The organism is Bifidobacterium asteroides (assembly GCF_030758775.1).
Lineage (GTDB): Bacteria > Actinomycetota > Actinomycetes > Actinomycetales > Bifidobacteriaceae > Bombiscardovia > Bombiscardovia kimbladii.
This window is the reverse complement of the sequence record NZ_CP132384.1, coordinates 750704-771728: the sequence shown is the minus strand read 5'-3', so window position 1 is coordinate 771728 and position 21025 is coordinate 750704. Positions and strand designations below refer to the sequence as shown.

Here is a 21025-nt window from a genome sequence, read left to right as displayed (position 1 = left end):
CGCCGGTCATGGTGAAGGACACCCGATCCCAAGACGTCTACAGACGTGCCTGCAGATTTGGCCTACGTGCAAGTCAGCGCCGGATACGAGCATTCGCTGGCCGTAGGCAACGACGGATACGCCTACGCCTGGGGAGACAACTCCCGTGGCCAGCTCGGCAACAACAGCAACGGTTACTATGCAGATTCGTCTGTTCCGGTACGCGTGCGTGACCCCGCCAACCCCACTGACACAAGCATAGGACTGAAAGCCACACAGGTGAGCACCGGAACCTATCATTCACTTGCGGTGGGCAGCGACGGATACGCCTACGCCTGGGGATACAACAGCAATGGCCAGCTCGGCAACAACAACACCTACAACGACTCGTCTGTCCCTGTGCACGTGCGCGACCCGGCCAACCCCTACGATTCAAGCAAAGGCCTGCAAGCCGTACAAGTGAGCGGCGGATACTATCATTCACTGGCCGTTGGCAGCGACGGATACGCCTACGCCTGGGGATACAACAAGTATGGCCAACTCGGCAACGGCACCAGCTACAGCAATTCGTCTGTTCCTGTGCACGTGTGCGACCCAGCCAACCCCACCGACAAGAGCAAAGGACTAAAAGCCACACAGTTCATAGCCGGAGACCATCATTCGCTGGCCGTGAGCCCAAACGGATACACATACGCCTGCGGGTACAACGGCTTTGGCCAGCTCGGCAACGGCAACACCAGCCTATCGACTGTTCCTGTGGCGGTGACGTTCAACCTGCAGCTGGCGATCACCGGCGTCAAATTCGACCAGCACCGCCGTATCAGGCCTGACGCATGGCAAAGACAACAGCGTCACCGTGCTCACGCCAATACACGTGCCGGGCACGGTCACGGTCAGCGTGGACTACACGCTGGGCGGCACAGCCCAGCAGCCCGATACTTCCCTCAGATATACATATCTGCCTGCAGGCGTACTCCCAAGAGCCGGCGGGGAGGGCATCCTGCTCGCCCTGGCCACCGGCATAACCGGCATGGGCGGAGTCCTGGCCTCGCGCCGCCACCGGAGAGAACGGCACAGGCTACTGCACACTTCGCACGAGTAAGACAGGCCGGAGGCGGATCAATCCCCCCACCCCCGGCTTACAACGGGGGCGCACGAAGGAATGCCACATACAAGGCTCATCCCCAAGAGAGCCGGCACTCCTCTTGCACCCCCACCACCACACTACTGTCGACTGATGCTGACAGGAATTGGAAGCAGGCATGCACATCTCGCCTCTGCAATGGTAAGAAGGAAACTTGGGCAAACCGATCAAGCGGCACAGAACCCCAAGTCCGATCGGTCTTCGTCCGTGCTCCCAGTTCCAGATAATTGTTGTTAACAAATACTTTTGCTCAACCAAAAAATTCATTGTCGTCGATGACTGACCTGGCTCGTGTGTGTTGTCTGTGGGCTGGGTGGTAGGGTGAAAAGCGGGGGATGTCGAGAAGACAACTTGCTTTTGTCAGGATTTGTGCAATCTGTTGCACGGACTGACGTTGAGCATTGGGCAACTTTCCGACAGACAGAACTTTATTAGGCAAGCGGTGTTTGCTCTGCTTGGTGTTTGGTGAAGGGGTTTTGGTTTCATGCATCTGGTTTCCCGTCTGCGTCGCATCCTGGCGATGATGACCGTCCTGATCGGCCTGCTGGCAGGCCTGGGCGTCGCATCCGCCCAGGCGGACGCTCCCATACTCACCGGGGGGGGGGGTCGTCAGACCCCTCGCGTAGCTAAGCAAACCCCCGGCATTTCCCCCAGCAGCGCGACCAGCACTCCACTCCCCTCGCCATCGCCGATACAAGCCACCACACCGTTAAACCCCACGCCAGAAGCCCCGTCATCGACGACGGGAACACCTGGCAGCGCAGACGCCGCCCAGGCCAAACCAGCAGAGAACACGGATGGTCAGGCTTCGCACACAGTGCGCTTCGACCCGGCCGACGGCAGCAAACCCACCCAAACGAGCGTGAAAACCGGGACGCTCGCCGCTTCCCCACAACAGAACCCAGTGCGCGAGGGCTTCCGGTTCGACGGGTGGACGCTTGGCAACCAGCCTTTTGACTTTCAGACTCCCATCCTCCAGGACACGACCCTGAAAGCCCAGTGGTCGAAGACCACGGACTGGACGCTGAACCCTGATCATGGGCCCGCCTCCGGCGCCCGGCTGACCATCAGCCCGCCCAACCTGCAGGAGCCTCAGTTCGCCAGCATCCACGCCGCAGGAAACCAGATAGTCGGCCTGGCCGGCGACGGCCGCATCTACACCTGGACGCAGGACAGCACGCCCAAACCAGTTCCCTCCCCCGCCCAGGCCCCCGACGGGTTCCGCTACCTGCAGGCCGCAGCCGGCAGCCGCCGGCAGGCCGCGTTAGGATCCGACCAGCGGATCTACAGCTGGACCAGCAGACAGCCCACGCCCGCCATCCTCGACACCGGCAAGGATGCCAGGTTCACCAGCATCAGCCTGAGCGACGGCCTGCTGCTGGCGTTGGACCGGCAGGGACAGGTCCACGCCTTCCAAGACAGCCAAAGCACGAGCCCGAAGCCCGACGGACAGGAAACAATTAGCCTGCCCGGAAAGGCGCAGGCCGTCACCGCTGCAGCCTCCGGCAGCCGGATCCTCATCGTTGACGCGGCCGGGCAAACCTGGACCCGGGACACGAGCAAGACCGGAAGCGCCAAGCCCGAATGCATCAAGCAACAGCCGGAAACCCGTATCGTCCAAGCCCAGGCCCTCAACCATGGATTCCTGTTCTTGGATGCAAAGGGACAGGCCCGGTACCTGGTCGACGGCACAACCAGTTCCACAGCCTCCGGCCTGCCGGACGGCGTGCAGTCCAGCCGGATCACTGCCAACAAGGATCAGGCCGTCATCACTGATACGCACGGCCACGTCTGGGCCTGGAAGCCCGGCGAAGCGCCCACCCGGGTAGACGACGGGAACCAGCAATACATGCAGGCCACAAGCACCGGCAGCAGGATCACCGCCATCAGCAGGAAAGGCGACATATACAGGTGGAGCCTGGACGGGCAGGGCCAGCCAAGCAAGCCAGTAAGAGTCGACACCACCCAGGCGCCCACACTGGAATCAGCCAGCATGGACAGCCACGCATTGACGCTCAGCAGGAACAACGACTCATGGCGGGCGAACATGCCCGCCCGCAAGCCCGGACAAGCCGCCATCCTCATCACCGGCAGGCAGGACGGCCAGTCCTTCACCAGAAACCTCAACTACACGGTCGACCAGACCCTGACCAGAAACGGCCAACAGGGCTCCGCCTACACGGTCCATTTCAACACGGGCGAAGGAGGCCCAACCCCCCAGGACCAGAGCATCCAGCCAGTCTACGGCAGGGTCCAGCGCCCCTCCCCCGACCCCACGCGCGAAGGCTACCAGTTCGACGGATGGTTCACCGGCAACATCGCCTACGACTTCAGCAAGCCCGTCACCGGCAACCTCACCCTCACCGCCAAATGGACCAGCAAAAACCCCAACACCTCCTGGAGAATCAACCCCAACAAGGGCAGCCAGCTCGGCAACCAGACCACCACCATCACCCCACCAGACAGCACCAGTGGCATCAGGTTCAACCAGATCAGCTCCGGTGGATACGCCCCGTACGATCTGACGGGGTATTCGCTGGCCGTGGGCAGCGACGGGAACGCCTACGCCTGGGGCAACAACAAGTTCGGCCAGCTCGGCAACGGCACGACCGCCCAGCGGAACACGCCCGTCCCGGTGCCAAAGCCTGCAGGCGCGCCCACGGATTTCACCTACGTGCAGGCCTATGCCGGCGGCTACCATTCCCTGGCCATCGGCAGCGACGGGTACGTGTACGCCTGGGGGCTCAACGACCACGGGCAGCTCGGCAACAACACCAAGTCCAATTCCTCAACCCCCGTGCGCGTGCACGGGCCCGGCAACACCGGCGAAGGGCTGAAAGCCATCCAGGTCGCCGCAGGAGCCTGGAACTCCATGGCATTGGCCGCCGACGGCACCGTATACACCTGGGGCAACATAAACAAACAAGCCGGTGATGACTACTCGAGCCCGCAGACTGTCCCATCTGCGGTCAAGGACCCTTCGGATGCGAGCGGCGTCTTCCACGCCGTGCAGATCAGCACAAGCTGGTCCTTCGACATGGCCATCGGCCAGGACGGGTACGTGTACACCTGGGGCTACAACCGCCAGGGCCAGCTCGGCAACAACACCCACGACATTAGTTTCCACCCCACGCCCAGCCGCGTGTTCGCCTCCAACAAGTCCACGGCTGCGGCAGGCCCCTGGCTGAAAGCCGTCCAAGTGAGCGCCGGAAGCTGGTTCGCATTGGCTATCGACGAGGACGGAACCACTTGGGCATGGGGACAAAACAGCCATGGTCAGCTCGGCAACGGCACCAGCACCGGAAGTGATCTAATTGCGAATCCTCTTCCCGTGCGAGTGCAATACCCCAAGAGCGCAGGCGCAGTGACAGCCGTACAGGTGAACGCCGGAGTCTATTATTCATTGGCCGTCGACACGAACGGAAACACCTGGGCATGGGGCTACAACGACTATGGTCAGCTCGGCGACAACGCCACCATTGACCGGCATTCCCCGGTGAAGGTGTTTGCCTCCGCGCAGTCCACGAGCTCGGCCGGACCCTGGATGAACGCCATACAAATCAGCGCAGGATGGCGGCATTCACTGGCGATCGGCACGGACGGAGTCGCCAAAGCATGGGGAGACAACCAGTACGGCCAGCTCGGCAATCCCAATGCAGGCAGCCGAAGTCTGACCCCCTTGCCGGTATCGTTCAACCTACAGCCGGTGATCACCGGCGTCAGATTCGACCAGACCACCGTATCAGGCCTGACGCGCGGCGACGGCAATAGCATCAGCGTGCTCACACCGGCACACGCACCGGGGACGGTCACGGTCAGCGTGGACTACACGCTGAGCGGCGTACCCCAACAGCCCGACACCTCCCTCCGATACACGTACACACCTACAGGCATGCTCCCCCATGCAGGCGGTGAGGGCATCCTGCTCGCCCTGGCCACCGGCATGACCGGCATGGGCGGGGTCCTCGCCTCACGCCGCCACCGGAGGGAAACACATAGTCTGTCACATGCTTCACACGAGTAAGAGCGGCCGGGCGGCGAATCAATCCCCCCGCCCCCGGCCCATCAAGGGGGAGCAGGGAGGAAACGTGTCAATCAAGGCTCAAACCCCAAGAGAGCCGACACTTCCCTCCCGCGCCCCCACCACACTCCGTCCAGCCTGCAAAGTCTGGACGGCACATCAGGAGAGGGGCAACCGCCACGGCGGGATGTGGGCATGCAACCACCCCGCCCTGGCGGCCATCCCCGCCTGATTCCAACCAGAGCAAACACCTGTTATATGGCCAAACCGGCCATGTAGAATTGAACAAGACGACCATCCCGCCACAGACGGGAAGACAAGGAGGAGCAGATGGCTTTTAACGGGAATCCGCGGCCGCAGGCCCCATACGGTCAGTACACACAGCAGCCGATGCCGACCATGCAGGGTGGTGAGCCCTACGGCATGGGCGCGCCCATCGACACCAACGCAGCATACAGCTTTGAAAAGGCGGAACGGGTCTCCATGTCCCGCGCCTATGCGGAGATGGCCGTCGGTCTGCTGGTCACCGCCCTGACGGCCTACCTGACCGCCCGGACCGGACTGCTCCTGGCCTTCATGCAGGCCACGGGCACCCTGGGGTGGATCGGCATGGCCGTGGTCCAGGTGGCCTTCGCCATGATTCTGAGCTTCCGGGTTATGCGCATGCGCACCTCCACCGCCCGGGTCATGTTCTACCTCTATGCGGCCCTGATGGGCTTCACCCTGAGCACCATCTTCATGACCTACTCCCTGCCCTCCATCATGCTGACCCTGGTGATCACCGCAGGCTTCTTCTTCGTCCTCAGCATGCTGGCGCTGACCACACGGCGCAACATGCTGGGCATGGGGTCCATCTTCATGGCCGGCCTGCTCATGCTGATCCTGGTCGAGGTGGTCATGCTCTTCGTGGCCCCCTCCAACACGGCCCTGCGCGTGGTCTCGGCCATCGGCATCATCCTCTTCGCTGGGCTGACCATGTATGACGCCCAGCAGACCAGGGCCATCTTCGCCACCTACCGCAGCCAGGGGCCGGAGGCCATCAAGCGGGTCTCCATCCTTTGCGCCCTCAACCTCTACCTGGACTTCGTCAACCTCTTCCTCTACATCTTGGATCTGGTCGGCGACCGCAACTGACAAAAAGAAAATCCCCGCCCCTGGCATTGGTGGCGGGGATTTTTGTATCTTCAGGCCTCCTGATCGGCCCTGGCCAGCAACCCACGCAGCACGTACTGCAGGATGCCGCCGTTGCGGTAGTACTCGGCCTCGCCAGGGGTGTCGATGCGCACCTTGGCCACGAACTCAACCATGCTGCCGTCTGGCCGCTGGGCCCGCACCTGGACCTGCTCAGGCAGGGAGCTGTTCAAGGCGTCGACGCCAACCAGGTCGTAGGTCTCCTGGCCGTCCAGACCCAGGCTCTGGGCCGACTGACCCGCTGGGAACTCCAGCGGCAGCACGCCCATGCCGATCAGGTTGCTGCGGTGGATGCGCTCGAAGGACCTGGCGATGACGGCCCGCACGCCCAGCATCCGGGTGCCCTTGGCCGCCCAGTCCCTTGAGGAGCCCGTCCCGTACTCGCTGCCGGCCAGTACCACCAGGGGCGTGCCCTGCCTGGCATAGTCCTGCGCCGCCTCGAAGATGGTCGTCTCCTGGCCGTTCAGGAAGTCGTAGGTGAACCCTCCCGGGCGCACATCCAGCCCCACCGAGGCCAGCAGCTGGTTGCGCAGGCGGATGTTGCCGAAGGTGCCCCGGACCATGACCTCGTGGTTGCCGCGCCGGGATCCGTAGGAGTTGAAGTCCCTGGGGGCTATGCCGTGCTCCTGCAGGTAGCGGCCGGCCGGTGCGTCGGCCTTGATGGCCCCTGCGGGCGAGATGTGGTCGGTGGTGACCGAATCCCCCAGCAGGGCCAGCACCCGGGCCCCGTGGATGTCCTCCAGGGGGTCGGGCTGGGCCTTCATGCCGTCGAAGAAGGTCTGGCGGCGGATGTAGGTGGAATCCTGGTCCCAGTGGAAGAGCTCGCCCTCCGGCACCTCCAGCTTCCGCCAGCGCTCGTCCCCGCCGAAGACGTCCGCATAGTCGCGCAGATACATGTCCCGATCCAGGGCGGTGCCCACCACGGACTCGATGGCCTCCTGGGAGGGCCAGATGTCCGCCAGCATGACCGGCTTGCCCTGGCTGTCCTGGCCCAGGGGGTCGCTCCAGGGGTCGAAGTCCATGGTGCCGGCCAGGGCGTAGGCCACCACCAGGGGCGGCGAGGCCAGGTAGTTCATCTTCACATCCGGGCTGATGCGGCCCTCGAAGTTCCTGTTGCCCGAGAGCACGGCCGTCACCGTCAGGTCGTGGTCGGCGATGGCCTGGTGGATGGCCGGGTCCAGGGGTCCGGAGTTGCCGATGCAGGTGGTGCAGCCGTAGCCGACCAGCTCGAAGCCCAGGGCGTCCAGGTCCTTGCTCAGGCCGGTCCGGTTCAGATAGTCCGTCACCACCTGGGAGCCGGGAGCCAGCGAGGTCTTGACCCAGGGCTTGGGCTTGAGGCCCCGGGCGCGCGCCTGGCGGGCCAGCAGACCGGCGGCCACCATGACCGAGGGGTTGGAGGTGTTGGTGCATGAGGTGATGGCCGCGATGACCACATCCCCGTCCCGCAGGCTGAACTCGCTGCCGTCGGCCTTCCTGACCGGCACAGCCTGGCCATCGCCGTCCCTGTCCTGGTCGCTGTAATCCTTGAGGTCCCGATGGAAGGTCTTCTGGGCCTGGTCCAGCAGGATGCGGTCCTGGGGCCTCCGGGGGCCGGCAATGGAGGGACGCACCGTAGACAGGTCCAGCTCCAGCACCTGGGAATACTCGGGCTCGGGGCAGTCGGCATCCTCCGGGTCCATCCACAGGCCGTTGGCCTTGGCATAGGCCTCCACAAGGCGCACATGCTCGTCGCTGCGGCCGGTCAGACGCAGGTAGTCCAGGGTGATTCGGTCGATGGGGAAGATGGCGCAGGTGGAGCCGAACTCGGGGCTCATATTGCCCAGGGTGGCCCGGTTGGCCAGGGGGACCTGGGCCAGGCCCTTGCCGTGGAACTCCACGAACCGGCCCACCACGCCCACCTCGCGCAGCATCTGGGTCACGGTCAGCACCACGTCGGTGGCGGTGACCCCCTCGGGAATGGATCCGGTCAGCTTGAAGCCCAGGACCTGGGGCACCAGCATGGAGATGGGCTGGCCCAGCATGGCCGCCTCGGCCTCGATGCCGCCCACTCCCCAGCCCAGCACGCCCAGGCCGTTGACCATGGTGGTGTGGGAGTCGGTGCCCACGCAGGAGTCCGGGTAGACCAGGGCCGGCCCCTCCCCTTGGGTCCTGTCCCTGCGCATGACCACCTGGGCCAGGTACTCCAGGTTGACCTGGTGGATGATGCCGGTGCCCGGGGGCACCACGCGGAAGTTCTGGAAGGCCTGCTGGCTCCAGCGCAGGAAACGGTAGCGCTCACTGTTGCGCCGGTATTCCATGTCCATGTTGTGTTCCAGGGCGCCGGGCACGCCGGAGCTGTCCACCTGGACGGAGTGGTCGATGACCATCTGCGCGGGGATGAGCGGGTTGACCAGGGAGGGGTCGTCGCCCAGGGCCTTGACGGCGTCGCGCATGGTGGCCAGGTCGACCATGCAGGGCACGCCGGTGAAGTCCTGCATGAGCACCCGGGCGGGACTGTACTGGATCTCCCTGTCGGGCTGGGCCTTGGGATCCCAGTTCAGCAGCTGGTCCAGCTGGTCCCGAGTCACCGTGGTCCCGTTCTGGTGCCGCAGCAGATTCTCGGCCAGGATGCGCAGGCTGTAGGGCAGGTGGTCGATGCCCGGCAGGTCGCTGATCCGGTAGTATTCGAACTCCTCGGAGCCCACCTTGAGCTTGGAACGACCGGCATCTTGTGCGGATTCTGACATGCACCACCCCTTCCTTGGACGCTCAGGCACTGCCCTTGCGCCCATGTGGACCGGCGGCGGGAGGACCCCATGCCGTCAGTGACGCTTATCTGTGCTTGTGAGGTTCATTCTTAGCGCCTATGTGTTACCTGGCCTATGTAACGTGCGCATGCCGGATAGCCCAGGACGGCCAGGACCATGAGCAGGGCACCCGCCAGGGCGAAGGCCACGGTGGCGGCCAGGGCCGGACCAGTGGGCAGGCTGATGGCGAAGAACCGCGCCACAACGGGAATCAGGGCCCCGATCACACCAGCTGCAGCAAAGAAGAGGACCAGCAGCCCCCTCCAGGAGCGCAGGGGCCGGGCCACCTGGGTCAGGACCAGCACGCCCATGCAGAAGAGGACGATGGCGCAGACCGAACGCCAGCGCCCCAGGTCGCCGGGCCGGGCCAGGTCCAGTCCCAGCAGGCCGGGCAGGCTCCAGGCCGCCGCCAGCTCAATCAAAGCCGTGGCGATGCCCGAGGGCAGGGCGAAGGTGACCACACGCTTCAGGAAGCCGGGCCGATAGCGCCTGGTGTTGGGGGCCAGGGCCAGGAAGAAGGCCGGGGTGCCGATGGTCAGGGCGCCGATGTAGGTGATGTGCCGGGGCAGGTAGGGGAAGGGGATGCCGGTCAGGACCACGCCCAGGGAGATCAGGGCCGAGTAGACGGTCTTGACCAGGAAGAGGCCGGCCACACGCTCCATGTTGGCCATGACCTGCCGACCCCGGGCCACCACGTCGGGCAGGTGGGAGAAGCGCGAATCCACCAGGACCAGCTGGGCCACGGCCTTGGTGGCGGCCGCCGCATTGCCCATGGCGATGCCCAGGTCCGCCTCCTTCAGGGCCAGGGAGTCGTTGACCCCGTCGCCGGTCATGGCCACCGTGTGGCCCTTCAGGTGCAGGGCCTGGACGATGGCCTTCTTCTGGTCGGGCAGGACCCGGCCCAGCACGTCCACATCCTCCAGGACATCGGCCAGGGCTGCAGTGTCCTTGGGCAGCTGGCGGGCATCCATGGCCCGGGGTGCCCGGTCGCCGGTCAGGCCCACCTTGTGGGCAATGGCCGCCACGGTGGCCGGGTTGTCGCCCGAGATGACCCGGCAGCGCACGCCCTGCTGGCGGAACCAGGCCAGGGTCTCGGCGGCGTCGTCGCGGATGTGCTCCGAGCAGGTGATCAGGGCCAGGGGCTTCAGGTTCGCGGGCAGGTCGGGGCTGCTGGTGAAGTAGTCAGGCTGGTCGGTGCCCGGGTACCCGTCGGGGGCGGCCAGCATCAGCACCCGGTAGCCACGGTCGGCCAGGTCGGCCACCTGCTGGTCCACCTGGGGCCAACTGCCCGCCTGGGATGCCAGGAGCACCTCCGGGGCGCCGAAGTACCAGATTCTGCCGGACCGGTCGGCCACGGCGCTCCACTTGCGGGCCGAAGAAAAAGGCAGGCGGCTGACGGCCCTGCCCGGGCGCAGGTCGCCCATCCCCTTGAGAATGGCCCGGCCGGTGGCGTTGGGGCTCTCCTCCGCGCAGACGTCCACCAGGGCCTGCCGCAGCTGCTGGGCCGGCAGATCCTCGGCCAGCGGGTGCAGGTCGTCGTAGACGATGCCCCCGTCGGTGATGGTGCCGGTCTTGTCCAGATTCAGGGCATCCACCCGGGCCAGGGTCTCCACGGATTCCATCTGCTGGACCAAAGTTTGATGCCGGGCCAGGCGGATGGCGGCCAGGGCGAAGTTCAGGGAGGTCAGCAGGACCAGCCCCTCGGGGATCATGCCCACGACCCCGGCCACGGCGGACACCACGGCCTGCCGCCAGGCTCCGGTGGCCAGGGCCGTCTGGAAGCCGCCCACGGTCCGCATCTGGGTGAAGATGAGCAGCAGGCAGAGGGGAATGACCACTATGGTCATGACCTTGAGGATGGTGTTGATGCCCTCGTTCAGGTCGGAGTGGACCTTCTTGTAGACCTTGGCCTTGGCCGTCAGCGTGGCGGCGTAGGAGTCGGCGCCCACGGCGGTCACCTGGGCCAGGGCCATGCCCGAGACGGCCGTGGAACCCGAGTAGACCTGGTCCCCCGGCTTGTGCTTGACCGTGCGCGATTCGCCGGTCAGCATGGACTCGTCCAGCTCCAGGCCGTAGGTGTCGATGATCTGCGCGTCGGCGGGCACCTGGTCCCCGGAGCGGATCCAGAGCAGATCCCCCTTGACGATGGCATCGTGGGGCACGGTCAGGTTGCGCCCATCCCTGCGCACCGTATAGTCGGAGGCCACCAGGATGGACAGCCCGTCCAGGGTGTGCTTGGCCTTGAGCTCGGTGGCCACGCCGATGCCGGTGTTGATGATGATGATCAGGCCGAATACCGCGTCCTTCCACTGGCCGGTCAGCAGGACCACCACCATGGCGGTCAGGATGATCCCGTTGAAGAGGGTGAAGACGTTGTCCCGGATGATCTGGCCCAGGCTGCGCGAGGTTTGGTCCTGGGAGACGTTGACCAGACCCTGGGCCTTCAGCCGCTCCACCTCCTGGGAGCTCAACCCCGGCCGGTCGGTGTCCGGAAAGCCTGTGCCCGCTGCTGTGCCCGTAGTCAGCTCTTGATCACTGCCTGTGCTCATCCTTGGCCCCCCTCTCAGTCGGCGCTCAGGCGCACGGCCATAATCCTTTCATGCGGTTCGTCATCCACAATGGTCTGCAGGGCATCAGCCAGCAGGGGCGCGTGTGGATTCCCGGCAGGATCCACCGGGTGAACTGTAGCCGCATAGTAGAGCCTACCTGGGTCAGGGGTCCAAGCCTTGGCGCTTTGAGCGAACTCTACCACAGGGATGCCCGCCTTCCGGGCTGCCTTGAGGGCTGGGGTCCAGTCGCCGGCTCCGGGCCGGCGGATCAGAATCAGGCTGACCCCGCGGTTGACGGCATCCTGCACGCCATCCTGCTGATCGCTGGTGGACTGCGCTGAGGAGAAATAGCCCTTCATGCGTTCGGCCTTCAAGGATGCCAGAATGCGGCTGTCAAGACCGGTATCGGGTTCCTTATCACCCTTCTGCGGGCATCCAATCAAGGCCACGAGCGTGTCGGAGCGATCCACGCCGTCGTGGGGCACGGTGCCCTCATGCCAGGAGTCGCCCACGGCCCTGTCCTTGGGGGCGCAGCCGGTCAGCATGGGCAGGCCTGCCAGCAGAGCGGCCGCCAGCAACAGACCCGCCAGCCGCCTGACCGCTGCCAAGACTTGCCCGGCGCGGCTCATGTCAGCGCCGCCTTCCCGCTGTGCGGGTGAAGACCGCCACAGTCTCAACGTGGTGGGTCATCGGGTAGATGTCAAAGGCCTCGAGGTGCTTGGGGCTGTAGCCCAGGGAGATCAGGGTGGCCGTATCCCTGGCCAGGCTGGTCGGGTCGCAGGCCACATAGATGATGGTCCCAGCCCCGCTGGCGGCCAGCAGCCGGCAGACCTGAGCCTTGGCGCCGGCCCTGGGCGGATCCAGCAGGATCAGGTCGGGATGTCCCAGCCCCTTGGGCGCACCCCCAGCCAGGACCTTGGCCACGTCCCCTCGACGCAGGACCACCCGGTCCAGTCCGGCCTGCTTCACGTTGTGTTTCGCGCTGGCAATGGCTCCGGCGGACCCCTCCACGGCCAGAAGCCGGGCCCGTCCGTCGGCCAAAGCGGCCAGGGGCAGGGTGAAGAGCCCCGATCCGCAGTAGAGATCCCAGACGACCGGTTCGGCAACCCCGTCCAGGGCCTGCCTGGCCTGGTCCAGGACCGCCTTGGTCAGCACGACCGGTGCCTGGCGGTGGACCTGCCAGAATCCGTCGGCCCGGACCTGGTATTCAGGCCCTCCTCCGGCCTCCAGCCGCTCTGTCAGCAGGCGGCTCCCCTTACTCAGGCGACCGTCCACCAGCAGGGCGTAGTTGTCGCCGACCGGTCCCCCGTCGCGCGGCTGGGGCACGGCCAGGCGTATGCGGGCACCGGCGGGCAGGCCGCCCTCCCAGATGCCCAGTTCGTCGGCCAGGTCCAGCAGCTCCTGGGTGGCCAAGGGCATGGTCTGAATCGGCAGACGGTCATGCGAACCCCGACGGCGCATGGAGGGGCGCCCCTGATCGTCGGCCACCAGCTCGATTCGGGTCCTCCAGTGCAGGCCGCCCAGCTCCTCATCGCCCGGTACCCGGGCCACCGGCACCTGGACGTCCACCCCGCCCAGACGGGCCATCTGCTGACCGATCAGATCGGCCTTCCAGGCCAGCTGACCGGGCAGGCTGACGTGTATCAGATCGGCCCCGCCAAGGCCGCCGCCCCAAGCCAAGGGTCCAGTCAGGGGCCAGGCGGGTTCACGGCGATCAGGGCTGGCCTCCAGCACCTTGGTGACCTCGCCCGTGGCGAACCTGCCGGCCCGGCCGTGAGGCTCGTCCAGGAGGACCTCCACCAGCTCCCCGGGCAGGGCGAAGCGGACGAAGACCACCCGGCCGTCCTCCAGATGGCTTACGCAACGGCCCTGGTCGGCATAGCGTTCGATGCGCAGACGAACCCTGGTCTCAGTCATGATCGGCATGAACCTCCTGGTCGGCCTGAACCTGGTCAGCCTGACGACGATGGTATGGGCCGCCGATCAGCAGCCAGCTGACCCAGATGCCCAGAGCAAACAGGGGCAGGCCCAGGATCAGGCGTGCAGCGCCCAGAAACCCGACAGAACCGGCCAGGTAGAGCGGCACCTGAACCAGCAGGCGCAGCGCGAAGACGGCGATCCAGACCAGAGTGGCCTGATTATAGGCCCGGACCAGGTCCGGTTCACTGCGCCAGGAGTCCAGCCACTGCCTCCACCCGGAGACCACAGGCCGGCGCAGATACTCCACCAGCAGGCCGATGCCGGGCGTCCGTGCCAGCAGCGATGCCCCGAGAACGATGATCCAGAATCCGTTGGTCAGAAATCCTGGCAGATAATAATTGCGGGCATCCCGGGTCAGCCATGCGGCCACCAGGCAGATGCCCACCGAGAGCAGACCGGTCAGCGCACCCAGAAAGGACTGCCGCTGGACCAGGCGAATCAGCAGCTGCACAACGGCCAGGGCCGCCGAAACCGCCACGGTCAGACCTAGACGGCCGGTGGCCAGGAAGAAAACCAGAAATACCAGCCCCGGCAGCAGGGACTCGACGATCCCCCGCCATCCGCCGATGGCCTCCATGACGGAGAAGTCGTCGTCGGCCAGCGCCGCCAGCCCGGAATGCTTCTGCTTCACAGCCTTAGCGGATCTCCGAGAACATGGGTCCACGCGACAGGGTGGTCTTCACCTCGGTCTGCTGGTCCGAGTCGAAGGGACCCTCTGGCCTGCCGGGGATCTGCGCGCTCTCATCGTCCTGGGACTCCGGGTCTTCGGCTTCTCCGCGGCGCTGGTTGGGGGTGACGGGCGCATGCATGGGAACCAGGTCACGGGGGGCCAGGGGCTCATCGCCACGGACCACCACCAGGTCGGCCAGGTAGCCGTCGAGCACATCCTTCTCCTTGCCGCCCTTGGCTGCAGGGCCGGAGAAGATGCCTCGCAGCATCCAGCGGGGTCCGTCGATGCCCACCACCCGGGTCAGCATGTTCTTGCCCTTGACCTTGACGGGCAGGGTCAGCTCCTTGCCGAAGACGCCGTCCACCTCCTTGCAGGAGGGGTTGGCCTTGAGCAGGTCGGCCCGGACCTCGTCCCAGAGGCCCAGGGACTTGGGGGCCGCGAAGGGCTCCAGCTCCAGACTGGAGGACCCGTAGGTGATGGTGGCCCCCAGCACGTCGCCGGTCTGCGAATTGGCCTTGAGCCTCAGCTCGCTACCCTTAAGGAAGGGCAGCATCAGGGCGCCGATGTCCAGGTACTCATCGGTGTCAGGGGCATCGGAATCCAAACTGTCCCAGGGGCCTTTCCCGCTCTGCTCGGCTTCGTCCTGCTCCGCAGCCGTCTCAACGCGGTCCGCCTGAGAGGTCTGGTCTGATTTCTCCGTGGACTTTTCAACGTCCTTGGACTCCTCGACGGCCTCCTCAGCCTGCTTCTTGGCGCGTTTCCTGCCGAAACCGAACAATCCCATGATGCCTCATTTCCTTGTGAGTCTGTGCAAAGGATACCTAGTCAAGACCCAGGCGCAGCTTGCCGCCGGGGATGGCGTCCAGCAGATCCTTGGTGTACTGGCGCTGCGGGTGGTCAAAGACCTCGTCGGTGGTGGCGTGCTCCACCAGACGGCCGTGCTGCATGACCACCACCTCGTCCGCGATCTGCCTGACCACGGCCAGATCGTGGGTGATAAACAGGTAGCTGAGCCCCTGCTCGGCCTGCAGGTCGTTGAGCAGCCGCAGCACCTGGTCCTGGACCAGCACGTCCAGGGCGGAGACGGCCTCGTCGCAGATGATCACATCCGGATTCAGGGCCATGGCCCGGGCGATGGCGATGCGCTGACGCTGTCCGCCGGAGAGCTCGTTGGGGTAGCGCCCCATGACCGACTCGGGCATCTCCACCATGTCCAGCAGCTCCTTGACCCGCTTCTGCCGGGACTTGGCGTTGCCGATCTTGTGGATGCGCAGGGGCTCCTCGATGGAGCGGTAGATGGAGTACATGGGGTCCAGGGAGCCGTAGGGGTTCTGGAAGACCGGCTGCACGTGCCGGCGGAACTCCATGAGCTCGTGGCTGCCGAAGCCGGCGATGTCCTGGCCCTCGTAGGTCACCCGGCCCGAGGTGGGCTTGAGCAGGTGCAGGACCATGTTGGCCACGGTGGACTTGCCGGAGCCGGACTCCCCCACGATGGCCAGGGTGGTTCCCCGCTTGACCGAGAAGGAGACGTCGTCCACGGCCTTGAACATCTCCTTGCGCCGGGGCAGCCTGAACTCGCGGGTCAGGTGCTCCACGGTGATGACATGCTCGCTGCGCTCCAGGGTGCTCTCGCCCTTGACGTGGTGCTCCAGCAGGTCTTCGGCATCCTGGCCGCGCTGCTTGGCGGAGATGATGCGCTGGGAGGCCAGCGAGGGCGCGGCCTGAACCAGCCGCTTGGTGTAGGGGTGCTGGGGGTGCTGCAGGACCTCCAGGCTGGGCCCGGACTCCACCACCTGGCCCCGGTACATGACCACGATGTGCTGGGCGCGCTCGGCCGCCAGCCCCAGGTCGTGGGTGATGAAGAGCACGGCGGTGCCCAGGGATTCGGTCAGGCTGCGCAGGTGGTCCAGAATCCGCTTCTGGACGGTCACATCCAGGGCGCTGGTGGGCTCGTCCGCAATCAGCAGGTCGGGCCGGGAGGCCAGGCCGATGGCGATCAGGGCACGCTGGCGCATACCGCCCGAGAACTCATGCGGATACTGCCGGGCCCTGGTGGCGGCCTCGGGCAGACCGGCCTCCGACAGCAGACCGGCGATGCGGTCGTCCATGTCCGAACCGGTCACATGCTCCTTGGCCAGCTTCCAGGCCGCATCGTCATCCACACCGGCGTCGATCAGGGACTTGGCCACGCCCCAGCGGGTCTCGGAGCCCACATCCCACTCGGCCTTCATAGCCTCCATGGTCTTGTCCACGTCGGCTACCCCGGCATCGCTCAGGGCCTGACGGGCGGCTTCCAGCAGGCCGGGCAGGTCCTTGGAGGAGATGAAGAGCTCGTCGTCGGACTTCTTGAGCGTCACCTCTTCATCGCTGGCCAGGGCCTTGGCCAGCCGGGAGCGCTTCTCCCGGGAGACATCCATGTGGTTGGCGGTCAGCGCCTCCTTGACCTGGGAGCCGATGCGCCAGACCGGGTTCAGATTGCTCATGGGGTCCTGCGGGACCAGACCCACCTGGGAGCCACGCAGCGCCTCGTAGTCCTTGCGGTCCAGGCCCACCAGCTCGCGGCCATTGAGCTGGATGCTGCCGCCGGTCACCTTGCCGGTGCCGGGCAGAAGGCCCAGCACAGCCATGGCCGAGGTGGACTTGCCCGAGCCGGACTCCCCCACGATGGCCACCCACTGGCCGGGGTAGACGTTGAAGGAGGCGTCGCGAACTGCGTGGACGGTGCGCCCATCGGCGGTGAAGTCCACCTGCAGGTCCTGCACGTCGAGCAGAGGCTGCTGCTCCTGATTGGTGGTCATGTTCTTGTCTGCTTCAGTCATGCTTCCTCACTCAGGCCGTTCTGCTCTTGGGATCCAACGCATCCTTGACCGCGTCGCCCATCATGATGAAGGCCAGCACGGTGATGGCCAGGGCTGCGGAGGGATAGAAGAGGACCGAGGGGTTGGTGGTCAGGAGGTTCTGGGCCGTCGAGATGTCCCCGCCCCAGGAGACCACGGTGGAGGGCAGGCCGATGCCCAGGAAGCTCAGCGTGGCTTCAGAGACGATGTAGGTGCCCAGCGACATGGTGGCCATGACGATGACCGGGGCCAGGGAGTTGGGCATGATGTGCCGGAAGAGGTTGCGCAGGGGCGTGGAGCCCAGGGCCGTGGATGCGGTGTTGAACTCCAGGTTCTTGGCCTCCAGGACGGCGCTGCGGGTGATGCGGGCCATGTTGACCCAGCCGAAGAGGGTCAGGGTCAGGATGATCTTCCACAGGGAGGTGGAGGTGCGGAACATCTGCAGGAGCACGATGGCGCCCAGGATCATGGGGATGGCGAAGAAGATGTCGGTGATGCGGCTGAGCACTGCGTCAACCCAGCCTCCGAAGAAACCGGCGATGGCGCCGATGAGGCCGCCGAAGACGGTGACCAGGATGGTGGTCATGATGCCGATGGACACCGAGGTCCGGGCCCCGTGGATGACGCGGCTGTAGACGTCGCAGCCCTGCAGGTCGAAGCCGAAGGGGTGCCCGGGCCGGCCGGGCTCCAAGGAGTCGGACAGGCTGCAGGCCATGGGGTCCTGCCTGGCGAAGAGGTTGGGGAAGAGGGCCACCAGGATGACCACGATCGCCAGGATTGCGGAGATGATGAAGAGCGGGTTGCGCCTCAGGGTCTTCCAGGCGTCGGCCCACATGCTGGTGGGCGGCACGTCCTCATCCACCGAGTCCACCTCGCGCAGGGGCGTCTCGTCGACGGGGGCCACGAACCGCTCCTGCCCCGGCAGGGGGTCGGGAAAGTAGACGCGGGCCTGGCTTTCGTTCTGTTCGCTTGACTCGTTCATTGCCGTTTCACTCATAGTCGGTCCCTCTCCCTCACGCATACCGGATCCGCGGATCGAGCACTGCGTAGAGCAGGTCGACCAGGAGGCTGGTGATGACGAAGATCAGGACCAGAATGGTCACGATGGAGACCACCAGGGTGCCTTCGCCCCTCAGGATGGCCTGGTAAAGGGTGTTGCCCACACCCTGGATGTTGAAGATGCGCTCGGTGATCATGGCCCCGCCCATGAGTCCGCCGATGTCGGCGCCCAGGTAGGTGACCACGGGGATCAGGGAGTTGCGCAGCACATGCCGCACGATGACGGACCGATTGCTCATGCCCTTGGCCCGGGCCGTGCGCACGTAGTCCTCGGAGATGTTGGAGGTGATCTCCGTCCTGGTCAGACGGATGATGGAGGCCATGGACACCGACCCCAGCACAACGGCCGGCATGAGCAGATCGATAAAGCCCGGATTGGCTCCTGCTGTAGCCGGCAGCAGATGCCATTTGACGCCGAACAGGTACTGCAGGATGAAGCCGGTGACGAAGGTAGGCACCGAAATCAGCAGCAGGGAGAGGACCAGGATGATGTTGTCCGACCACTTGCCCTTGGTCAGGCCGCCGATGATGCCGAAGATCACGCCGAAGACGCCCTCGAAGACGAAGGCCATCAGGGCCAGCTTGATGGTCACCGGGAAGGCCCTGCCGATCACGCTGATCACGGGCTGGCCGGCGAAGGTGTTGCCGAAGTTCAGGGTCAGCGCGTTCTTCAGGAAGAGCACGTACTGCACGATGAAGGGCTTGTCGAGATTGTATTCCGAACGTATCTGTGCGGCAACGGCCTGATTGACCGGCTTGTCCCCGAACATGGCGGCCACAGGGTCGCCGGGAAGCGCGAAGACCAGCGCGTATATCAGCAGTGTCGTGCCGAGAACGACGGGGATCATCTGCAGAATACGTCGCAGAAGATATTTTCCCATCGGCTATTCTCCTTTGTCATCCGCGACCGGGATCGGCATGGGGATCGGGGCCGCCGCAAAAATTCTTGTTTGAGTCTACCAGCACACCTCAACAGGGGTGCAAAGACGCCAAGGCCGGCGCGGAGTGGATCCTTCCGTGCCGGCCCGGGCGATATCAGTTCTGAGGTGCGGGATTCAGGCTCCCGTCACCTCACTTGCTGATGTTGTAGTAAGCAGGGACGCCCTTCCAGGTGAAGGAGAATCCTTGGATGTTCTTGGCGGCCACGCCGTTGGAGTTCTGGTAGTAGAGCGGAACTGCAGGCAGATCGCGGAAGAGCAGCTCCTCGGACTGCTGGTAGATCTTGTTGGCCTCGTCGATGCTCTTGGCGGAGGCTGCCTTGTCCATCAGGCCGTCGAACTCGGGGTTCTTGTAGTCGCCGTCGTTGGACCCGTTGCCGTTGGCGGCCGAGCTGGCGAAGTTGCTGGACAGGTAGCTCTCCGGCGAGGGGTAGTCGGGCTGCCAGCCGGAGCGGAAGGCCGAGTCGGTGAACTTGCGGTTCTGCACGTTGGAGCGGAACTCGCTGAAGGTGGGCAGAGGGTTGCCCGAAGCCTGGATGCCCAGGGCGTTCTTGATGGAGTTGGTGACGGCGTCATAGATCTCCTTGTGGGCGCCGTCGGCGTTGTAGGCGATCTTGAAGCTGTCGCCCTCGCCCCAGGGGGAGATCTTGTTGGCCTCAGCCCAGAGCTCCTTGGCCTTGGACGGGTTGTACTTGAGCACGTCGGATCCCTTGATGCTGGTTGAGTAGCCGGGGATGACGGGGGCGGTGAAGTCGTGGACCTCCTTGGCGGTTCCGGACAGCACCTTCTTGATGATGGTCGGCCGGTCGATGGCCATGGAGATGGCCTGGCGACGGAGCTTGCCCTCCTGATCCTGGCCGAAGTGCTTCATGTAGGTGGGGATGGTGAACATCTGGATGACCGAACCCGGATCGTTGATGGCCTGGACCGTGTTATCGGTCTGGAAGGTCTTGCGAGCCGAGGCGGGCAGGGTGTCCAGCACGTCCAGGTTGCCGGCCTGCACATCGCGGTAGGCTGCGGTGGCATCGGTGTAGGAGCGGAACTCCACGCCGCCGTTCTTGACCTTGATGCCGCCCTTGTAGGAGGGATCCTTGACCAGCTTTATGGCCTTGTTGTGCTCCCAGGACTGGAACTTGTAGGGTCCCACGGTCACCGGCTTCTCGCCGAAGGCCTTGGTGTCCTTGTAGAAGGACTCGGGCAGGGGCGCAAAGGCGGTGTAGCCCACCTGGATGGGGAAGGTGGAGGAGGGCGAGGTCAGGTCAACGGTGAAGGTCTTGTTGTCGATGACCTTGAGGCCGGACAGCTGGGCATCGCCAGGGGTGCCCTCCTTCTGCAGATCGTCATAGCCCTTGATGTTGGCGAAGAAGCTGGCACCCAGCTGCTTGTTGGCAATGTCGGCCGCCCAGGACCAGGCCTTGGTGAAGGACTGTGCGGTGACCGGGGTGCCATCCGAGAACTTCCAGCCGTCGTTGATGGTCACGGTGTACTGGGTGTTGTCTTCGTTGGCCTTGATCTGCTTGGCGATCTCGTTGACCGGCTTGCCCTTGTCGTCAAAACGGACCAGCTTGGAGAACATGACGTCGATGGGGTTGCCACCGCCCACCTCGTTGGTCATGCTGGGGATGAGCGGATTGGCCGGCTCAGGATTGAAGACCGAGATGACGGCATTCGAGCTGCCGCCGTTGGTCCCCTGGGCAGAGGAGCCGGATCCGCCGGATCCGCCGCAGGCGCCCAGCGTGAGCGCCATGACGCACAGTCCGGCGCCCGCAATGGTCAGGGCCGATTGCTTCTTCATATATCTTGCTCTTTCCTTTGGTTGGTTTCCCGAACCGCCAGTCATCGACGGCGGTTCATGCCGTTTCCGGCACGAT

Annotated in this window: 13 protein-coding genes; 3 read left to right on the top strand and 10 right to left on the bottom strand. The window is 65.0% G+C overall.

Going from position 1 to position 21025, the window contains the following annotated elements; all coding sequences use genetic code 11:
- Positions 1–45: 45 nt before the first annotated feature.
- The 3 genes from RAM15_RS02820 to RAM15_RS02810 all read left to right on the top strand — a co-directional run bounded on the left by RAM15_RS02820 (position 46) and on the right by RAM15_RS02810 (position 6278).
- Complete coding sequence (locus RAM15_RS02820) at positions 46–1350, top strand: RCC1 domain-containing protein (RefSeq protein WP_306221975.1); 1305 nt, start codon at positions 46–48, stop codon at positions 1348–1350.
- A gap of 257 nt (positions 1351–1607) precedes the next feature.
- Positions 1608–5147: an RCC1 domain-containing protein gene (locus RAM15_RS02815; RefSeq protein ID WP_306221973.1), complete on the top strand. Its 3540-nt coding sequence runs from the start codon at positions 1608–1610 to the stop codon at positions 5145–5147.
- Positions 5148–5474: 327 nt separating this feature from the next.
- Positions 5475–6278, top strand: coding sequence for a Bax inhibitor-1/YccA family protein (locus RAM15_RS02810; protein WP_024627141.1), 804 nt, complete (start codon positions 5475–5477; stop codon positions 6276–6278).
- Between the two features lie 50 nt (positions 6279–6328).
- On the opposite strand, the gene acnA is transcribed toward RAM15_RS02810, so the two are convergent.
- The 10 genes from acnA to RAM15_RS02760 all read right to left on the bottom strand — a co-directional run bounded on the left by acnA (position 6329) and on the right by RAM15_RS02760 (position 20949).
- Positions 6329–9061, bottom strand: a complete 2733-nt coding sequence (gene acnA / locus RAM15_RS02805) for an aconitate hydratase AcnA (RefSeq protein ID WP_306221971.1) — start codon at positions 9059–9061, stop codon at positions 6329–6331.
- A gap of 110 nt (positions 9062–9171) precedes the next feature.
- A complete protein-coding gene (locus RAM15_RS02800; RefSeq protein ID WP_306221970.1) occupies positions 9172–11670 on the bottom strand; it encodes an HAD-IC family P-type ATPase in 2499 nt (832 codons plus the stop codon).
- Positions 11671–11684: 14 nt separating this feature from the next.
- Positions 11685–12299 (bottom strand): substrate-binding domain-containing protein, encoded by a 615-nt coding sequence (locus RAM15_RS02795; RefSeq protein WP_306221969.1) that lies wholly within the window; start codon positions 12297–12299, stop codon positions 11685–11687.
- 1 nt (position 12300) lies between these two features.
- Positions 12301–13587, bottom strand: coding sequence for a class I SAM-dependent RNA methyltransferase (locus RAM15_RS02790; protein WP_306222235.1), 1287 nt, complete (start codon positions 13585–13587; stop codon positions 12301–12303).
- A complete protein-coding gene (locus RAM15_RS02785) occupies positions 13580–14227 on the bottom strand; it encodes a DUF3159 domain-containing protein (protein ID WP_372338674.1) in 648 nt (215 codons plus the stop codon). Before RAM15_RS02785 ends, RAM15_RS02790 begins: the two co-directional genes overlap by 8 nt.
- 58 nt (positions 14228–14285) lie before the next feature.
- A complete protein-coding gene (locus RAM15_RS02780) occupies positions 14286–15104 on the bottom strand; it encodes a DUF3710 domain-containing protein (protein WP_306221967.1) in 819 nt (272 codons plus the stop codon).
- A 37-nt stretch (positions 15105–15141) separates the two neighbouring features.
- Positions 15142–17139 (bottom strand): dipeptide ABC transporter ATP-binding protein, encoded by a 1998-nt coding sequence (locus RAM15_RS02775; protein ID WP_306221966.1) that lies wholly within the window; start codon positions 17137–17139, stop codon positions 15142–15144.
- A 10-nt stretch (positions 17140–17149) separates the two neighbouring features.
- The gene (locus RAM15_RS02770; RefSeq protein WP_306222234.1) at positions 17150–18139 is read right to left on the bottom strand and encodes an ABC transporter permease; all 990 of its coding nucleotides are present in this window, start codon (positions 18137–18139) and stop codon (positions 17150–17152) included.
- A gap of 31 nt (positions 18140–18170) precedes the next feature.
- Positions 18171–19097: an ABC transporter permease gene (locus RAM15_RS02765; RefSeq protein WP_121914526.1), complete on the bottom strand. Its 927-nt coding sequence runs from the start codon at positions 19095–19097 to the stop codon at positions 18171–18173.
- 190 nt (positions 19098–19287) lie between these two features.
- Positions 19288–20949: a peptide ABC transporter substrate-binding protein gene (locus RAM15_RS02760; protein ID WP_306221965.1), complete on the bottom strand. Its 1662-nt coding sequence runs from the start codon at positions 20947–20949 to the stop codon at positions 19288–19290.
- Positions 20950–21025 lie beyond the last annotated feature (76 nt).

Coding starts and splice junctions, on each gene's coding strand:
- acnA (WP_306221971.1), bottom strand. CDS start 9,061: ATGTCAGAATCCGCACAAGATGCCGGTCGTTCCAAGCTCAAGGTGGGC.
- RAM15_RS02810 (WP_024627141.1), top strand. CDS start 5,475: ATGGCTTTTAACGGGAATCCGCGGCCGCAGGCCCCATACGGTCAGTAC.
- RAM15_RS02795 (WP_306221969.1), bottom strand. CDS start 12,299: ATGAGCCGCGCCGGGCAAGTCTTGGCAGCGGTCAGGCGGCTGGCGGGT.
- RAM15_RS02790 (WP_306222235.1), bottom strand. CDS start 13,587: ATGACTGAGACCAGGGTTCGTCTGCGCATCGAACGCTATGCCGACCAG.
- RAM15_RS02815 (WP_306221973.1), top strand. CDS start 1,608: ATGCATCTGGTTTCCCGTCTGCGTCGCATCCTGGCGATGATGACCGTC.
- RAM15_RS02785 (WP_372338674.1), bottom strand. CDS start 14,227: ATGGAGGCCATCGGCGGATGGCGGGGGATCGTCGAGTCCCTGCTGCCG.
- RAM15_RS02760 (WP_306221965.1), bottom strand. CDS start 20,949: ATGAAGAAGCAATCGGCCCTGACCATTGCGGGCGCCGGACTGTGCGTC.
- RAM15_RS02765 (WP_121914526.1), bottom strand. CDS start 19,097: ATGGGAAAATATCTTCTGCGACGTATTCTGCAGATGATCCCCGTCGTT.
- RAM15_RS02770 (WP_306222234.1), bottom strand. CDS start 18,139: ATGAACGAGTCAAGCGAACAGAACGAAAGCCAGGCCCGCGTCTACTTT.
- RAM15_RS02800 (WP_306221970.1), bottom strand. CDS start 11,670: ATGAGCACAGGCAGTGATCAAGAGCTGACTACGGGCACAGCAGCGGGC.
- RAM15_RS02780 (WP_306221967.1), bottom strand. CDS start 15,104: ATGGGATTGTTCGGTTTCGGCAGGAAACGCGCCAAGAAGCAGGCTGAG.
- RAM15_RS02775 (WP_306221966.1), bottom strand. CDS start 17,139: ATGACTGAAGCAGACAAGAACATGACCACCAATCAGGAGCAGCAGCCT.